The organism is Athalassotoga sp., from assembly GCF_049965695.1.
GTDB lineage: Bacteria > Thermotogota > Thermotogae > Mesoaciditogales > Mesoaciditogaceae > Athalassotoga.
The window spans coordinates 1-15,339 of record NZ_JBMFWB010000016.1 but is presented as its reverse complement, the minus strand read 5'-3'; the positions used below and the strand labels follow the sequence as shown (position 1 = coordinate 15,339).

The 15,339-nt window shown below is 37.3% G+C and carries 18 protein-coding genes; 10 read left to right on the top strand and 8 right to left on the bottom strand.

Annotated features, from left to right (window positions below; all coding sequences use genetic code 11):
* Positions 1-125: 125 nt before the first annotated feature.
* A complete protein-coding gene (locus ACP5NR_RS06285; protein ID WP_428006129.1) occupies positions 126-356 on the bottom strand; it encodes a hypothetical protein in 231 nt (76 codons plus the stop codon).
* Between the two features lie 135 nt (positions 357-491).
* On the opposite strand from ACP5NR_RS06285, the gene ACP5NR_RS06280 reads away from it, so the two are divergent.
* From ACP5NR_RS06280 to ACP5NR_RS06265, 4 genes are read left to right on the top strand one after another with little or no spacing between them, the layout of a single operon-like run.
* Complete coding sequence (locus tag ACP5NR_RS06280; RefSeq protein ID WP_428005406.1) at positions 492-1,076, top strand: helix-turn-helix domain-containing protein; 585 nt, start codon at positions 492-494, stop codon at positions 1,074-1,076.
* 23 nt (positions 1,077-1,099) lie between these two features.
* Positions 1,100-1,273 (top strand): hypothetical protein, encoded by a 174-nt coding sequence (locus ACP5NR_RS06275; protein ID WP_428005405.1) that lies wholly within the window; start codon positions 1,100-1,102, stop codon positions 1,271-1,273.
* Positions 1,270-2,106: a GNAT family N-acetyltransferase gene (locus tag ACP5NR_RS06270; protein WP_428006128.1), complete on the top strand. Its 837-nt coding sequence runs from the start codon at positions 1,270-1,272 to the stop codon at positions 2,104-2,106. The genes ACP5NR_RS06275 and ACP5NR_RS06270 overlap by 4 nt, the downstream gene beginning before the upstream one ends.
* Positions 2,085-2,753 carry a methyltransferase gene (locus tag ACP5NR_RS06265; protein ID WP_428005403.1) on the top strand — a complete coding sequence of 223 codons (669 nt, stop codon included), beginning with the start codon at positions 2,085-2,087 and terminating at the stop codon, positions 2,751-2,753. Before ACP5NR_RS06270 ends, ACP5NR_RS06265 begins: the two co-directional genes overlap by 22 nt.
* Here the strand turns inward: ACP5NR_RS06265 and ACP5NR_RS06260 are convergent.
* On the bottom strand, positions 2,716-2,856 hold the full coding sequence (locus ACP5NR_RS06260; RefSeq protein ID WP_428006143.1) for a Glu/Leu/Phe/Val dehydrogenase dimerization domain-containing protein: 141 nt from the start codon (positions 2,854-2,856) through the stop codon (positions 2,716-2,718). The genes ACP5NR_RS06265 and ACP5NR_RS06260 overlap by 38 nt on opposite strands.
* Before the next feature lie 202 nt (positions 2,857-3,058).
* On the opposite strand from ACP5NR_RS06260, the gene ACP5NR_RS06255 reads away from it, so the two are divergent.
* Genes ACP5NR_RS06255 through ACP5NR_RS06230 form a run of 6 tightly spaced genes read left to right on the top strand, consistent with a single transcriptional unit; the run spans position 3,059 to position 10,158 of the window.
* The gene (locus ACP5NR_RS06255; RefSeq protein WP_428005402.1) at positions 3,059-3,388 is read left to right on the top strand and encodes a hypothetical protein; all 330 of its coding nucleotides are present in this window, start codon (positions 3,059-3,061) and stop codon (positions 3,386-3,388) included.
* Positions 3,385-4,773 (top strand): tRNA lysidine(34) synthetase TilS, encoded by a 1,389-nt coding sequence (tilS, locus tag ACP5NR_RS06250; protein ID WP_428006127.1) that lies wholly within the window; start codon positions 3,385-3,387, stop codon positions 4,771-4,773. The genes ACP5NR_RS06255 and tilS overlap by 4 nt, the downstream gene beginning before the upstream one ends.
* A complete protein-coding gene (ftsH, locus tag ACP5NR_RS06245) occupies positions 4,773-6,680 on the top strand; it encodes an ATP-dependent zinc metalloprotease FtsH (protein ID WP_428005400.1) in 1,908 nt (635 codons plus the stop codon). The genes tilS and ftsH overlap by 1 nt, the downstream gene beginning before the upstream one ends.
* A complete protein-coding gene (locus tag ACP5NR_RS06240; RefSeq protein WP_428005399.1) occupies positions 6,661-8,139 on the top strand; it encodes a B12-binding domain-containing radical SAM protein in 1,479 nt (492 codons plus the stop codon). Before ftsH ends, ACP5NR_RS06240 begins: the two co-directional genes overlap by 20 nt.
* Before the next feature lie 3 nt (positions 8,140-8,142).
* Positions 8,143-8,862 (top strand): response regulator, encoded by a 720-nt coding sequence (locus tag ACP5NR_RS06235; RefSeq protein ID WP_428005398.1) that lies wholly within the window; start codon positions 8,143-8,145, stop codon positions 8,860-8,862.
* Positions 8,863-8,865: 3 nt separating this feature from the next.
* Positions 8,866-10,158: an ATP-binding protein gene (locus tag ACP5NR_RS06230; RefSeq protein ID WP_428006126.1), complete on the top strand. Its 1,293-nt coding sequence runs from the start codon at positions 8,866-8,868 to the stop codon at positions 10,156-10,158.
* Here ACP5NR_RS06230 and prmC read toward each other — a convergent pair.
* The 6 genes from prmC to ACP5NR_RS06200 form a co-directional block, all read right to left on the bottom strand.
* The gene (gene prmC / locus ACP5NR_RS06225) at positions 10,117-10,929 is read right to left on the bottom strand and encodes a peptide chain release factor N(5)-glutamine methyltransferase (protein ID WP_428005396.1); all 813 of its coding nucleotides are present in this window, start codon (positions 10,927-10,929) and stop codon (positions 10,117-10,119) included. The two genes, ACP5NR_RS06230 and prmC, sit on opposite strands and share 42 nt — an antisense overlap.
* The gene (locus tag ACP5NR_RS06220; protein WP_428005395.1) at positions 10,919-11,224 is read right to left on the bottom strand and encodes a metal-sulfur cluster assembly factor; all 306 of its coding nucleotides are present in this window, start codon (positions 11,222-11,224) and stop codon (positions 10,919-10,921) included. Before ACP5NR_RS06220 ends, prmC begins: the two co-directional genes overlap by 11 nt.
* 9 nt (positions 11,225-11,233) lie before the next feature.
* Positions 11,234-12,280 carry a peptidylprolyl isomerase gene (locus ACP5NR_RS06215; RefSeq protein WP_428005394.1) on the bottom strand — a complete coding sequence of 349 codons (1,047 nt, stop codon included), beginning with the start codon at positions 12,278-12,280 and terminating at the stop codon, positions 11,234-11,236.
* Positions 12,281-12,379: 99 nt separating this feature from the next.
* Entirely contained in the window at positions 12,380-13,018 is a 639-nt protein-coding gene (locus ACP5NR_RS06210; RefSeq protein ID WP_428005393.1) for a TIGR00153 family protein, read from the bottom strand.
* Between the two features lie 3 nt (positions 13,019-13,021).
* Entirely contained in the window at positions 13,022-13,963 is a 942-nt protein-coding gene (locus tag ACP5NR_RS06205) for an anion permease (RefSeq protein WP_428005392.1), read from the bottom strand.
* 143 nt (positions 13,964-14,106) lie between these two features.
* Entirely contained in the window at positions 14,107-15,294 is a 1,188-nt protein-coding gene (locus tag ACP5NR_RS06200; RefSeq protein WP_428006125.1) for an MFS transporter, read from the bottom strand.
* Between the last annotated feature and the right edge of the window lie 45 nt (positions 15,295-15,339).

The following is a 15,339-nucleotide window of genomic DNA, read 5'->3' as shown; positions in this document are numbered from 1 at the left end:
CAAATAATAACTCACATAAAATCATTTGTCAAAGGTAATTATTGACAAAAAATGGTGTTTATAATCAAATTCTGGTGTTTAAAGATGATTAAGACAAATTTACAAAGAAAATCTCTTAATTATTCCTAAAATCTTTGATTAACTTTTATGACAATCTGATTATCATCTGAAATTAAAATTCTCCCATTGTCAAGTAAATCTGAAAGGAGAATTCTAACTTCTGTTGAAGCAAAATTACCATTATTAAAGGAAAATATGGAGATGGGATAAATAGCCGATATTTTTTCTGTCAATGTCATTTCTGTACAAGGATAATTTTCAATTATTTCGACTATGAAAGATTCAATTTCTTTCATTTGAAAATGCCTCCATATCTGTTATAAGTATACTTTGTTATATCTATGTATCATAGTATAACATGTTTAATCTACAAAAGCAAGATATATTGACTTTATATATCTATTTATTGTAGAATATCATGAGGTGATAAGATGAACTCTGCCTTTTCTTCACGACTCAAGGAATTAAGAAATCAAAGGGAAATGAGTCAGAAGGATCTCGGGACTTTACTTGGCCTGAGTGATAAAACGATCTCTGCTTACGAAAGCGGAAGAAATGCTCCGGACTTTGAAATTCTAAAAAAGATCGCAAAGATTTTCGGGGTCAGTGTTGATTATATGCTTGGCGCTTCGATCGAAAGTGAAAACACGGCAACAGAATACCCGCTTGAAACAATCCCAATATTTGAAATGGCATCTTTTGAAAATCCTGTTGATTACCTGAAATTACCCACATGGGCTGGATGCAATTATGGTATAGTAGTATCAGATGATTCTTGTGAACCGGTACTTTCCAAAGGTGACATTGCACTTGTTAGAAAAGGTCCAGCCGTTGAAGGTAATCTCGTGATCTGGCTGATCGAAGGAAAGCCTTATATATTCCGACTTTATTTTCAAGACGATATGGTTATATTAAAACCCGATAATCCAAAATATAGACCCGTTATAATGAGTTCGATGGAGATCGCCAAATCCCTAATTGGAGTTGTTGTTGGAAGGTGGCAGAAGTTCAAATAATTTGAACTTTTGGGAGGAAAATCATGGAGGTTAATGGGATTGGTGTTTGGAGAGTTGATCTGGGCAAAAAGATATTCTGGTTAAAAAATTCTGTTCAAAATTCATCCGGATACTTTGAGATATGGGATCCGATTTCGAAAAACAATGAAAATTTTAAAGATAAAGCGGAAAAGCAAAATAATGGGGGTACAAAATGAGTGTCGAATTTAAAAAATTGTCGGAAATATCTTTAAGCAAAACGATAGATCTTGTAAATGAAGTATTTTCAGATTACACAATACCTATAAAATGGGATGTTTTTTCTTTTAAACTTGACATGAAAGAAAATTCCATCTCACTTGATGACTCTTTCATCATGTTTGTCGATGATCAAATAGTTGGCTTTTCCATAAATGCGCTGAGACCACCGAGAGGCAGAATAGATGCTTTCGGAGTCAAGAAATATTTCAGAGAAAAGGGGATTGGTGGCTCATTGCTCCTTTATTCATTAGATCAACTTAAATGGAAAGGTATAAAAGAAGTTTTTCTTGAGGTGGCATACGGTGATCGCGCAGTGAAATTTTACCAAAAGTACGGATTCGTGATGAGAAGAAATCTCAAGTCCTTCTATACTGATCAAATAATGAGTGCTCCGATATACAAATTTGTTTCGGCGACAATAGATGAAATATACGATGAAGCACTTCAAAATGAGAAAGAATGGCGTCATCCTAACTGGCAAAGAGAAGCCTTAACTTTGAAACTGTCAGACGATAGGTACAATCATGATTTTGTAATCAAAGATGGTGAAAGAATAGGTTACGTCGTTTGGGGAGTGAATGAAAATGGGGCTTACATAATAGATGCATCTCCAAAAGACAGGGAAAACTTCAACGATTTTTTCAAAGATCTTTTATCATCAATTCAAGAAGTAACAAAGGTCTCAAATATCATTTTAATGAACGTGCCAGAAGACGATCCGCTTTATGAAGCGGCCTGTGAGTTTGAAATGAGACCTTTTATAACGCAATGGGAAATGTCAAAGATTTAATCGTACCATCATTTAAAACTCCTGAACAAATGGCAGTTAAACACACGCATGCTTCTATTGTGCTTGGAATTTTATCTCAGATGGATTCCAAAACAACAAAAGTTGTCGAATTAGGCAGCGGGAATGGAGTCGTGCTTGTTTTAATGGCAAAACTAAACCCGCACGTTGAAAATTTTGTAGGAATAGAGATAAACGAAAAATATTGTCAGGTTGCAAGAGAAGTTGTGAATTTAAACAACCTTTCGGAGAGAGTAAAAATAATACAAGGAGACATTCAAGACTCATCGAACTTGCTTGGCCACGAATGGGCAGATTGCGTTGTTTTCAATCCACCTTTTCATAATGATGGTAAGAAAAGTCAGAACAACGAAAGATTTCTTGAAAGGAATGTAGACATCTTTGATGAATTCGTCTCATCTGCAAGGAATATTTTAAAGTATGGGCATAAATTTTTCGCCATAACCTCACCCAAAAACATGTTAATTGACGTTGAAACTCTTACGGCAAAGCAGATGATAATCAAAGCGATCGTCCCAATTTACGGCAAAAGAGGAGTCGACTCAAAATTGTTGTTTTTAGAAGGGAAAAAAGGCGGTAAAAAGGGAGGCTTTAAAATGAAAGCACCTGTATTTTTAAGCGAACTTTGAGTTTTACGGACATCCAAAAAGCAAGTCTAACTTCATCAAGATTCATATCTGTGTGATATCTTACGCCTCTCTTGGCCGGATCGGTAAGGGCGTTGTGTTGAATTCTATAACCTGCTATACTGAATTCACTTTAAAAGCCGAACGCTTATTTACTGTGAGCACAGGGCTGAATGGCCTCTTTCAAAAATTTCAAATAATGCAGAATATCGTTGATTCCCGCGTTTGGGTATGTCACAAATAGAATATTAAATGTTATAATAATTTGACAGCGTTAATTATAATTACAAACGAGGAGGTTTATGACCTTGGAAGTTGAAGAAATTGTTAAACAATTGATTTCATCTGAAAAAAGTGCACGGGAGATCATAGAGACGGCAAAAAATCAATCGAAAGAGATTATTTCGAAAGTCACACAAGAAGGCGAAATGATGGTTAAAAATAAAATATCAGAAGCGAATAAAGTGGCAAAAGAAATGATCGACAAAGCCGAAACAGAGGCACAATCCGAATCAAAAGAGATAATTCAAAAGTCCATTTCCGAAGTTAACGATTTAAAGAACCGATATGCACAGATAAGAGAAACATTTGCCTCCGATTTTGTTACAAATTTTGTCAAATCAAAGGTCCAGAATTGAAATTAAACGATTTTGAATATGAACTTCTAAAATTCATAAAAAAAACGTCTATGATTGAAAAAGGAGATCGCGTGATGTTAGCGGTCTCTGGCGGTGCTGATTCTGTTGCGATGATGTATGCTCTCTCGAAAATAAAAGCACATCTGGGATCAGAATTTTTTGTCGCCCATCTTAACCACATGATAAGACCTGAGGCCGTTTTTGAAGGAGAAGGTGTTAAAAAAATGGCCGAGGAATGTGGAATGAATTGTTTCGTTGAATCAAGAAATGTGCCAGAGTACATTAAAAATCATAAAGGCCTTTCTCTCGAAGAAGGTGCAAGGGTCGTAAGATATGAATTCTTCGAGGAATTGGCTTCAAAACACAATGCCAACAAGATCGCAACTGCCCATCATCTTTCAGATTTAACCGAGAACTTCTTTTTAAGACTCTTTAGAGGCAGCGGAATAGGTGGTCTTGTAGGGATGAGTCCTGTCAACGGTAAGTATATAAAGCCTTTTTTGATTTTTGATGAGCAAAATATACGAAAATATGTTAAGATCAATAGACTCGAGTTTTTCGAGGATAAGACGAATTTTGACACAAATTATCTTAGGAATAGGATAAGGCATGTTTTGATTCCAAAGATAAAATCGGAATTTTGTCAGAACATAGAAGAATCTGTCTTGAACACATCTCAAATTTTGAAAAAATATCAGGAACATGTCGATAAAGAAGTGGAATTGTATTTTAAAAGTTCAACCGAAAAAGCAGGCAATATCTGTTTTGATCTTAAAGACATCCAAAAAGCGGATGATTTGATTCTGTCAGAACTTTTCAAAATGGTTTTCAAAAAAATGGATCTTTACATATCAAATCGTAAAATAAATTCATGTGTTAACATGGTTCTAAAAAAGGGAAATGGTGAGTTGAATCTTGGGAAGGGAATATATTTTTCTAAAAACGGAAAAGCAGTTTGTTTTGGAACTAAAAAAGAAAATTCTTTTGAATGGAAAGAATCTTTAGAACTTTCGGTGCCGGGAGAAGTCAAAATAAGGGAATTATCTGTTAAGATATATTCGGAGTTGAAAGCAGTAGGTACAAATTTTGGAGATGGCAAAAACAGTGTTACTCTTGAAGCGGAAAAGGTACAATTTCCTTTAGTTGTAAGACCTTTAAGTGATGTGGAGAAAATTGTGCCTTTTGGAATGAAAAAGGAAGTAAGGGTGAGAGATATCTTGAAAAATCATCATGTTTCTTATGAATTAAGAAAAACTTTTCCCGTTGTTTCTCAAATCGATGGAAAGATATTATGGGTTGTTGGAATAACTTTTCCGGATGATTTGAAAATAACGGGCAAAACCAGACGTATCCTAAGTTTAATTAGGGAAGGAGGCGTTTTCTGATGCCACAGCAAAATTACAGTAAGCAAACCGGACCTAACTGGAGAACCATTTTGATCTACTTTTTGATCATAGTCATGTTTTTCCTGCTCATACGTGTTATGTGGCCTCCAACCAATCCCGTAACACAGATAAGTTTCACCAATTTCTTATCAATGGTGAATCAGGATCCAACGCCTATTTCTTCTGTTGTAGTTGATTCAAGCGGAAATACTACCGTCACAATGAAGAATGGCACACTGTACGATCTTTATGCGCCATGGCTCTTGACGAGTAATTCTCTTGTTGAAACCATGTCTACAAAGGGAATAAGTGTTGTGGCAAAACAGGCATCTGATTCGAGCGTATGGATAAACGCGATATTTTATTTCGTGCTTCCACTCGTGATTTTGATGTTGTTCTGGTGGTGGATGATGAGGCGTATGGGCAGCGCCAATTCGCAGGCATTTAGTTTCACAAAAAGTCCTGCTAAAGTTTACAAACCGACAGACAAAAGGGTAACGTTTAAAGATGTCGCAGGTGTTGACGAGGCAAAAGAAGAACTAATGTCTGTCGTGGATTTCCTTAAAGATCCAGGATCTTTTAACGTACTTGGTGCAAGAATGCCAAAAGGAGTTTTACTCGTTGGGCCTCCCGGAACAGGGAAAACTTTGCTTGCAAGGGCTGTTGCAGGAGAGGCTAATGTGCCCTTCTTTCATATGAGCGGATCTGATTTCGTTGAACTTTTTGTCGGAGTCGGAGCATCGAGGGTAAGGGAGTTGTTTACCCAGGCAAAACAAAACTCTCCATCCATAATTTTCATAGATGAAATTGATGCGGTTGGAAGACAAAGAGGTGCCGGACTCGGAGGAGGACATGATGAAAGGGAACAGACCCTTAACCAATTGCTTGTTGAAATGGATGGATTTGACAATCAAACTGCCGTTATCGTCATGGCGGCAACTAACAGGCCTGATATACTTGACAGCGCTTTACTTAGACCTGGCAGATTCGACAAAAAAATTCTTCTTGACCCACCAGACATAAAAGCACGAGAAGATATATTGAAAGTTCATATGCGCGGTAAACCCGTAGATCCCAATGTTGATGTTCAAATACTTGCAAGAAGAACTCCCGGCTTTGTCGGGGCGGATCTGGAAAATTTGATAAATGAAGCGGCTTTGCTTGCGGCACAAAGAAAGAAAAAGCAAATAACGATGGATGAACTTGAAGAGGGCATAGATAGAGTCATAGCAGGGCCAGAAAGAAAATCAAGGGTCGTAAGCGAAGAAGAAAGACGAATCGTGGCTTACCATGAAATAGGCCATGCCGTTGTAGGAGCAGTGCTTCCAAATGCAGATCCTGTTCATAAAATTTCGATAGTACCCAGAGGAATGCATGCACTTGGCTTTACACTTCAACTTCCTACCCGTGACAGGTATTTGATGTCCAAGGACGAAATGCTCGATAGACTTTCTGGAATGCTCGGCGGAAGGGCGGCGGAAGAACTCGTTTTTCACCAAATAACCACAGGGGCTTCAAACGATCTCGAAGTAGCCACAAAACTCGCAAAAGACATGGTTTGCAAGTACGGCATGAGTGACACAATAGGCCCTGTTTCATGGGGAGAAGACGAAGGAGAAGTTTTTCTCGGCAAACAAATTGCAAGGCTTCCGAACTACAGTGAAGAAACGGCGTCAAAGATAGATTACGAGGTTAAAAGGATTATCGAGGAAAGTTACAAAAAGGCAATGGATATTTTGAAAAAGTACAGAGACAAGATCGATGATATAGCCACGATATTGCTTGAAAAAGAAACGATAGAAGGAGAAGAACTCGATAAACTTTTAAAGGGCGAACTCAGTCTCGATCATAATGGAAACGAATCATCGGGCGTGAAAGCAAAAGACGTTGCAAGAGAGAATAACTGAAGAGTTCTTAATCCCCAAAACAAAGGGCGGAGTTCCGATAGCTTTAATTTTCCCCAATGATTATGCCAGTGCGGTAGCGAATCTTGGATTTAACGCTGCCTTTATGGCACTTGAGAAATGTGGTTTTTCGTGTGAAAGGTTTTTCTATTCAAATGGGGAAATCAGATCGATGGAAGGAAACAAAAATTTACGTAATTTTAAGATATGGGCTTTTTCTATTTCGTTTGAACTTGATGTCCTGAATATTTTTGATATCTTTTCAAATTTGAAAGTTGAAGTTCTAAACCGTGAAAGAAAAGGAAATCCTTTTGTTGTGTTCGGAGGAGCATTGACTTTTTTTAACCCTAATTCTTTTTGGTACGTTGCCGATTTGATCTTTCACGGTGAAATAGAAGGAAGTGTCAGTGCTCTTGAGTCTCTAAAGCATTTTTTTGAAGAAAAATTCAGTTGGACAGAGATACTCAACAAGATGAATGAATTTGAAGATGTCTCTGTCCCGTCGATCGGTGAAAAACACGTTAAACTTTCAAAGGTAAGAGACCTTTCAAATTCGTTCGCAAGTTCGATTATGCTTTCAGATCAAGGAGCATTCGGTAAGACATATTTGATAGAAATAGAAAGGGGATGCATACATCACTGCGCGTTTTGTGTTGCTTCAAAGATATACAACATTGTTCGCTTTATGCCGGTTGATGAAGTTGAAAAAAGGATATCTTATGCGCTAAAATATACTGACAAGGTAGGGCTTATCGGTGCGAGTGTTTCTGATTATCCAAAATTGATGGATTTGCTCATTTGGTTAAAAGAAAAGGTTAAATATCTCAGCGTTTCATCGCTAAGGGTAGATGCTGTAACCGTCGAACTTCTAAAGATACTTGTTTCTTTGGGGGACAGAGAAATAACTCTGGCACCCGAAGGAGGAACGCAGCGCATGAGAGATACTCTAAATAAAGAATTATCCGCCAAAGATATAGCGGTGGCCGTGAAAAATGTAAAAGAGGCCGGTCTAAAGCGCGTTAAGTTGTATTTCATCTATGGTTTACCGGACGAGAAGCAGGAAGATCTGGATGGGATAATCGACATGGCAAGGATGGTGAAGGAGTATGGCATCATTCCTTACGTGAGTTTGAATCCGTTGATACCCAAGCCGTTCACCGATTTTGAGAGTTTTAAGATGTTTTCCTTAAAGGATTTAAAAGAAAGAGAAAGATATCTTAAATCATCTTTGGGTAAATATGGGATCAAAAGCAAATTTGAAAGCGTCAGATTGTCAAGAATACAATGGGTTATATCGACGGCAAATAAAGAACTTTCGGAAATGCTTTCAAAAAGCGATCGTAAGATGAGTTTTTTGCAAAGCATTGAAAAAATTTGGGAAGGCAATTTAACGTGGAGGTATATTGATATTTCTTGGAGAAATTCGATATTCGATGAGTTAAAAATTTTAAAGGAGGGATAATTGATGTTGAAAAAACGTATATTGATAGTCGATGATGAACCTTCAATAGTTGAACTTGTAAGTTATAACCTAAAAAAAGAAGGTTATGATGTACTTAAAGCGTACGATGCCGAAAAAGCCCTTGACATCATAAAAGAAGAGGAAATAGATCTCTTCATCATCGATGTTATGCTACCGGGTATGGATGGGTTCGAACTTGTAAGAACTCTGAGAGGCGGAGATAAAAACAGGGATAAACCTGTCATATTCCTTACCGCCAAAGGAGAAGAGTTCGATAGAGTGCTGGGCCTTGAACTTGGTGCAGATGACTACATAACGAAACCATTCAGCGTAAGAGAATTGCTGGCAAGAATAAAAGCCATTTTTAGAAGAACAGATCAGGCTCTTACGAAAGTAGAAGAAAAGCCAAAGAAGATAGCCGCAAAAGATCTTGACATAGATCTTGAGAAATATGAGGTGAAGGTTAGAGGCAAATCAGTTGGTTTAACACCACTTGAATTTGATTTGCTGAGATTTCTGGCTGAAAATTCCGGTAAAGTGTTCAGCAGAGATGTACTTCTTGACACCCTTTGGGGATACGATTATTACGGTGATACCAGAACAGTCGACGTTCACATAAGAAGATTGAGAACCAAAATAGAAGAGGACGCATCCAATCCAAAGTACATCTTAACGGTAAGAGGAAAAGGTTATAAATTCAAAGATCCGGGTAGCGAGGATTAAACTTTGGAATTTTTTCTTATTTTTTTTGTAATTCTTTCTATTCTCTTTTTTTCTCTTTTTCTGTTTTTTTATTTTTCGCACAGAAGAAATTTGAGAATATTGAATGGTATATCTCGTATAATTTCCGATTCGAATGAAAATATACCTATCATAAAGATGATAGATGTTTTGAAGGAAATGAAAATAAATCTCGAAACACGGTATTCCGAAGCGACAAAAAGTCGTGAAAACATGAGAATAATCCTTCAAAATGTCAGTGATGGTATATTGATAGTCGATGGAGATAGTAAAGTTACGATCAACAACTCTGCGGTGTGTGATTTTTTAGGCGTAGAGAACTGCACCCTCGAGGGTAAGAAACTCGTTGAAGTGCTTGAAAATTACGATATGTTGAATTTCATAGATAAAAACCTTAAAGGTTTTACCAACGATTCAACGGAAATATCCATCGTTTACCCGCAGAGACGTTTTTTAAAATGTGATGCCATACCTGTGATTTTAAAGGAAAACGAGCATGTTCTCATAGTTGTTATAAAAGACATCACAAGTGAAAGAGAACTTGATAACTTCAGACGTGAATTCGTGTCTAACGTTTCGCATGAGTTGAAAACACCGTTGACATCTATTCATGGTTATGCTGAAACTCTTTTGGACGATGATTTTAAGGATATAGAAACGGTAAAGCATTTTCTTGGAATTATAGAAAACGAATCAGCAAGAATGAGCAGACTTATAAATGATCTGCTTGATCTCCAAAAATTAGAAGAAGGAAAGACTAAATTTGAATTTCAAAGTATAGATCTTTCCAAAATCGTCGATTACGTTTCGAAAATAGTTAAACCCATGGCTGATTCAGTAGAAGTCGAACTTAAGACATCTTGTGATAAAGAAATATACATTTACGGAGATTTTGATAGACTCGTTCAGGCAGTACTTAACCTGACGGATAACGCGATAAAATACACATCTCAAAAAGAAAGTGGCATTAAATCCGTTGAAGTAAGTTGTGAATCAATAAACGGAAATGAATGCCAAATAAGGGTTAAAGATACGGGCATCGGTATACCAACCGATGCCCTTTCACGTTTGTTTGAAAGATTTTATAGAGTTGACAAGGCCAGATCGAGAAAAGTAGGAGGCACAGGCTTAGGCCTTTCAATAGTCAAAATGATAGTTGAAGCCCACAAAGGCAGGATAGAAGTATCAAGCGAACTTGGAAAAGGTTCAGAATTCAGAATAATATTGCCAACATTTTCACAAACTTCGCCTCAGAACAGCGATACGATCTCTTCCTGATAAATCTTTCTCTATTTGATAACTCATACCGAAATTATCAAAAATCTCTTTAAGTGATTTTCTAAAAGGGTGTGCTATTTCAAAATAAAATCGTTGAGGGTTATAAGCAGCGATGATCTCTCTGTAAAGATCATTTCCATCTTCTCCACCTACAAGCGCTTCATAAGGTTCAAAATGCAAATCATTTGAATCTTCCCATTCTTTTTTGGTAAGATATGGCGGATTAGAAACGACAATTTCGAATTCTTCAACTTTTGTTTTTTCCAAAAGATGTATTCTTTCTTCAACGTCCAATCTTTTTGCGTTTTCCATCGTAAGATCCAAGGCATCTTTACTTGCATCGATAACCCACACCTGGGCATTAGGTAAAAATTTGGCAATTGAGATCGCTATAACACCGCTTCCACTGCCAAAATCAAGGAATTTTTTCCATCCATGTTTATTCGAATCACATATCAATTTCTCGACCAGTTCCTCTGTTTCCGGTCTTGGGACAAGCACTTTATCCGTTATTTTAAATTCAAGGCCCATGAACTCTTTTTTCCCCGTTATATAGGAGATTGGCATTCCTTGAGATCTTTTATCCAAAACTTCCTGAAACCTTTTAATCGTTTTATCATCCAATTTAAAATCGAAATTCGAATAAATCCAAACTTTATCCTTTAAAAGCACAAAAGATAGCAATATCTCCGCGTCGAGGCGCGGAGATAAAGATTTACCTTCTAAATAATTAGTTGCAAAACTCAAAACATTTCTAAGATCAAATTCCAAGTTTCGCCCTCACTTCAGGGTCTATCATATCAGGAGTCCACGGAGGATCCCAAACGATTTCTACATTTACGGACTTGACTCCTTTTAAAGATTGAATTGCATATTTGGCATCTTCGGTTATCATGGCGGTCAAGGGGCATCCCATAAAAGTCATCGTCATTTTAACCTGAACATCACCTTCGTTTGAAACTTCAACTCCGTAAACGAGACCCAAAGAGACAACATCAAGACCTATTTCCGGATCTATGACCCCTTTGAGGGCCTCAAGTACTTCTTCTTTTTTAACCAATTCCATCTTCAAACCTCATAACATGATCTTTATGGTACTGCTATTTTTGAAAGGCTGGAAAACATTTTGCAACCAATTGGACCATATCTGCGACTGTTTTTGAGTCATTAATTGCTGGACTATCGTTGACTGAGCATCGGCAAAACTTTGAACTGAAGGTCCCTTTTTGCCAACAACTTTAAAAAGTTCCCAACTATTTTGCACCTGAGTCGGTCCTATGACATCTCCTATATTCGCAGCGAAGAGTTGAACTTCGAAAGATGGCATATTTGCAGATTGTGGTATCCATCCAAGATCACCGTTGTTATTCTTTGTGTTGGTATCAAGGGAATATTGAGCGGCAGCGGATTCAAACGTTATTTTCCCCGATTTTATAAGTGCAAGGACACTTGCAGCGGTAGATTGACTGCTCAAAGATATATGCTCAACGTCTATCTCTGGAGGATTTTGAAAATTCGCTATATTGGCGTTGTAATATTGCTGTGCCTCGGCAGTAGTAACCGTTGCCGACGATGTGACAACTTTCTTAAGTTGATCAAGAGTCATAGAAAACTTCATCGTGAAAAGAGAATTTTGTTCGAACTGATTTATATCCCCATAACCCTGCGATTGTAAATATTGCGAAAATTGATCCTCGGTAAGGCCATAAGAAGCAAGCATCTGGGCAACTTGAGCCTTAACCTGAGTCATTGCTTGAGCATCCGTCACAACTATGTTGTAATTTTTCTGGGCTATTTGCTCCATAAGAACGGAATCAACAAGATTGCTCAGCACACTCTTATCATAAGCGGAAAGAAAATCAAAACCATCTTTGGTAGTCGTCATGTAACTGTACATCTGGGGATTTATGTTTTTAAGTTGGCTCAAGGTCGGAGAAACATTGGCAGCCATATCAAGTATGTTCGAGTATATTGGTTGTCCATTCACAAGGGCGACAACTGTTGTTGTTGAAGATGTACCCATGATAGTTGCAGTTGAAAGGGTTGTGGGCGTTGCACCTGCGGCAAATATCGCTAACGATGCAAAAACAGCAAAAATAAAAAACACAGTTACTTTTCTCAAATCTTTCACTCTCCTTTTTTGGATTCTTAAATCATCTCTTAACCTCAAGCAAGTAAGTTTTCAATCAAACCTTTTGCCCTTGGTAAGTAGTTTTTTCCATCATGCGCTCATTTTTAATATCACTATTTCTATCCTATCAGAAGCATCTTCCGCTCTGTCTGCTATATCCCCTATTTGAAGTGCAAGTTCTCTTAATTGGATTCTTCTTGCAAGTTCAATGTTCAAACTGAAAACTTCCTTTATAAGAGCCCTTTCAATTCCGTCGCCTGTATTTTCCCATCTTTCGACTTCGAGGACGGCATTTTTTGCTTTATCTATATCTTCGAAAAGATTTTGAACGGCAACGGCTAAAGCTTTAAAAGCTTCCACAGAACATTCATATTCTTTTACGTATTTGTCTCTTAAAGAATCAGGTATTTTTAAACTCTGAAGATAAATGACATCTGCAACGGTTTCAGCCTTGTTTGCAACTTTATCGACGGCTTCTATGAGGCCTAACATATCGCCTCTCGATTGAGCAAGAAAAGCTCCAGAATACATCGTGGTTTCAGCGTTTCTTCTTATAGAATCTGCTTCGCTTTCCTTTTGCCTGACATTTTTAACGAGATCCGAACAATCTTCATCGCAGGATAATTTTATTATCTTGAAAGTTTCATCCACAACATTACCAACCATTTGAAGATGATCGTTGAAAAGTTTTATAACCTCGTTTTCTTTTTTACCAAATACCAAAGACATCTTTTACCCCCAAATCTTCATTATCATGTATATTATAACAGCAATTGCCCCTGTTATGAAAGGAGTAATTAGCCATCCTGTGACAATTTTGAGGATTGTCTTTAAACTGACCGTTTTTATTCCTTTGACAAATCCAACTCCTGCCGTTGATCCAACCGATGCCTGCGCACTTGATATAGGAATCCCAAGAAACGAAAAGATCAAAAGAGATGTGCCCTCTCCAAAAATGGAAATTGATGAATCAAAAGGCTCCATAGTTGTTATATCCCGTCCAACGGTGTATATAACTTTTTTACTTGCCGTAAGAAAACCCATCGCCATTGCAAGCCCTCCTATGATCAAAGCTTCATTTCTCCCAAAAAGGCCATCGCCAACAAATGGACCTGTTATATTTGCGAGATTGTTGGCACCAAGTGAATAAGAAGCGTATATGCTAAATCCGAAAGACATGAGTCTGACCATTGTACCCCTTAACCTTATAGATCTTAATCGATTGTAAAAAAGAGATACAACGAAATAAGAACCGTAGGCTATCGCAAGTGCACCAAAAGGTGTTATCAGCCAAGAAACGGCAACTTTATCCACGATCCACCAGTTTATGCCCCCTTCTATAAGACCTACGCCGACGAGAGCACCTACTATCCCCTGCGTTATAGATGTCGGCAAAGAGTAGTGAGTCATTATCAAAACCACTATTGCCGTACCAAGTGCTGAACTAACCGCAACGTCAAAGGTAACATGTGTTATGGAATTCATGGTAGAAATTCCAGAATTTCCTCCCACAAATGCTCCGATAAATATAAAAATGGCACCCATTATTGTGGCAGTCCTATATTTGACTATATCTGAAATCACAAGAGGGCCAAAAATTGTTGCCATGTTGTTGTATCCTAAAGACCACCCCAAAAGCATGGCAGTTGCTATCATCAAAATGTCTCGTAACAAGTGCTTCCCCTTCTTTTTAATTTCGTTAACTTAAAAGTATACACCTATTGAAAAAATGATTCAATATCATCGCTGCAAAGGCCCTCGAGGCATCCTACCCTCCGCTAAAGAGTTTTGAACTGATCCTGTATAAAAGGACAAAATCAATTTTGAATGACATGTTTTGTTTTTTTTATGAACCACAATTGGATCGCAGATATGGTTACCAATATAAATATTGCCATAAAGCCAAGGCCCATTAAACCATTTGAAATTTGAAGGGCTAATCCTCCAAGAAGTGGTCCGATCCCCGTTGTGAGTCCCGTAATTGCTTCATGAAATCCTCCTTGCTTACCATGATCCGCTTTCTGAGAATTGAGACCGTAAAATATCGCATAAGTGTAAGGAATTGCATAACTCATGCCTGCAAGAAATGATATAACAAAAAAGATAACTGGTGTTGGTCGCATGAATATGAAAAGTGTCATCAAAGGAAATACGATCAGGAATATTGCCGCTGTTTTTGGATTCCCAACCCAACTTTTCAACCTTTCAAGAAGAATAAATGTCAAAACAACTCCTATATTTGTGCCAACAATTATGAAACCCGTTATTCCTATTGGTAAACCATTCATGTTTATAAGTTTAGGAAAAAGTGGAATAATTGCCGAGTAAATTAATCCCAAAAGAAAGTAAGTTGATCTGTACACCGTTCTGTAAAGACTTATTTTAGGAAAATCAATGGTATTGGAAGATTTCTTGAGTTCTGGCGAGGGTTCGAATGATATCGATTCACCGTGGCGGGCAAAATCTTTTTTCAAGATCAGATAAGATGACAAATTCAAAACAATTCCATATCCAAAAACAACGTATGGAAATTTAATTATCAAGAATGGACCCATTGCCACTCCTATTATATTTCCAAGACTCCATGATATCGTAAAACGATTTATGGTATTTACCGGATCTATGCCTAATTCTTTTTCCCTTTTTGAAAGTAATCCTTCTATCTGGGGGAAGAATGTCCCAAAGAAAAAATTAAAACCCATAGTGAAAATGAAAAGATCAAGAATATTCGATAAGAAAAAACCATATATGCTAAAAATCAGGAATAAAAAAACAGAAAAGATCAAAACTTTTTTTTGACCTATACGATCTCCAATTCTCCCGAAAAAAAGACTCGCGATGACATAAAACAAGGCTCCCACGAAATTCAAGATGCCAATCGTAAAAAAAGATAAATTCCACTGGGCCGCGATCGCATTAATCGAGGTTATCAAGAGATATAAAAGTATGGAATATGTATTTGAAAAAAGATGGTAGATATGAAATCTACTTTTTAATATTTTCAAAGCAATTCTCACATATCAAACTTTATTTTTTGATCCAGTTTAAGC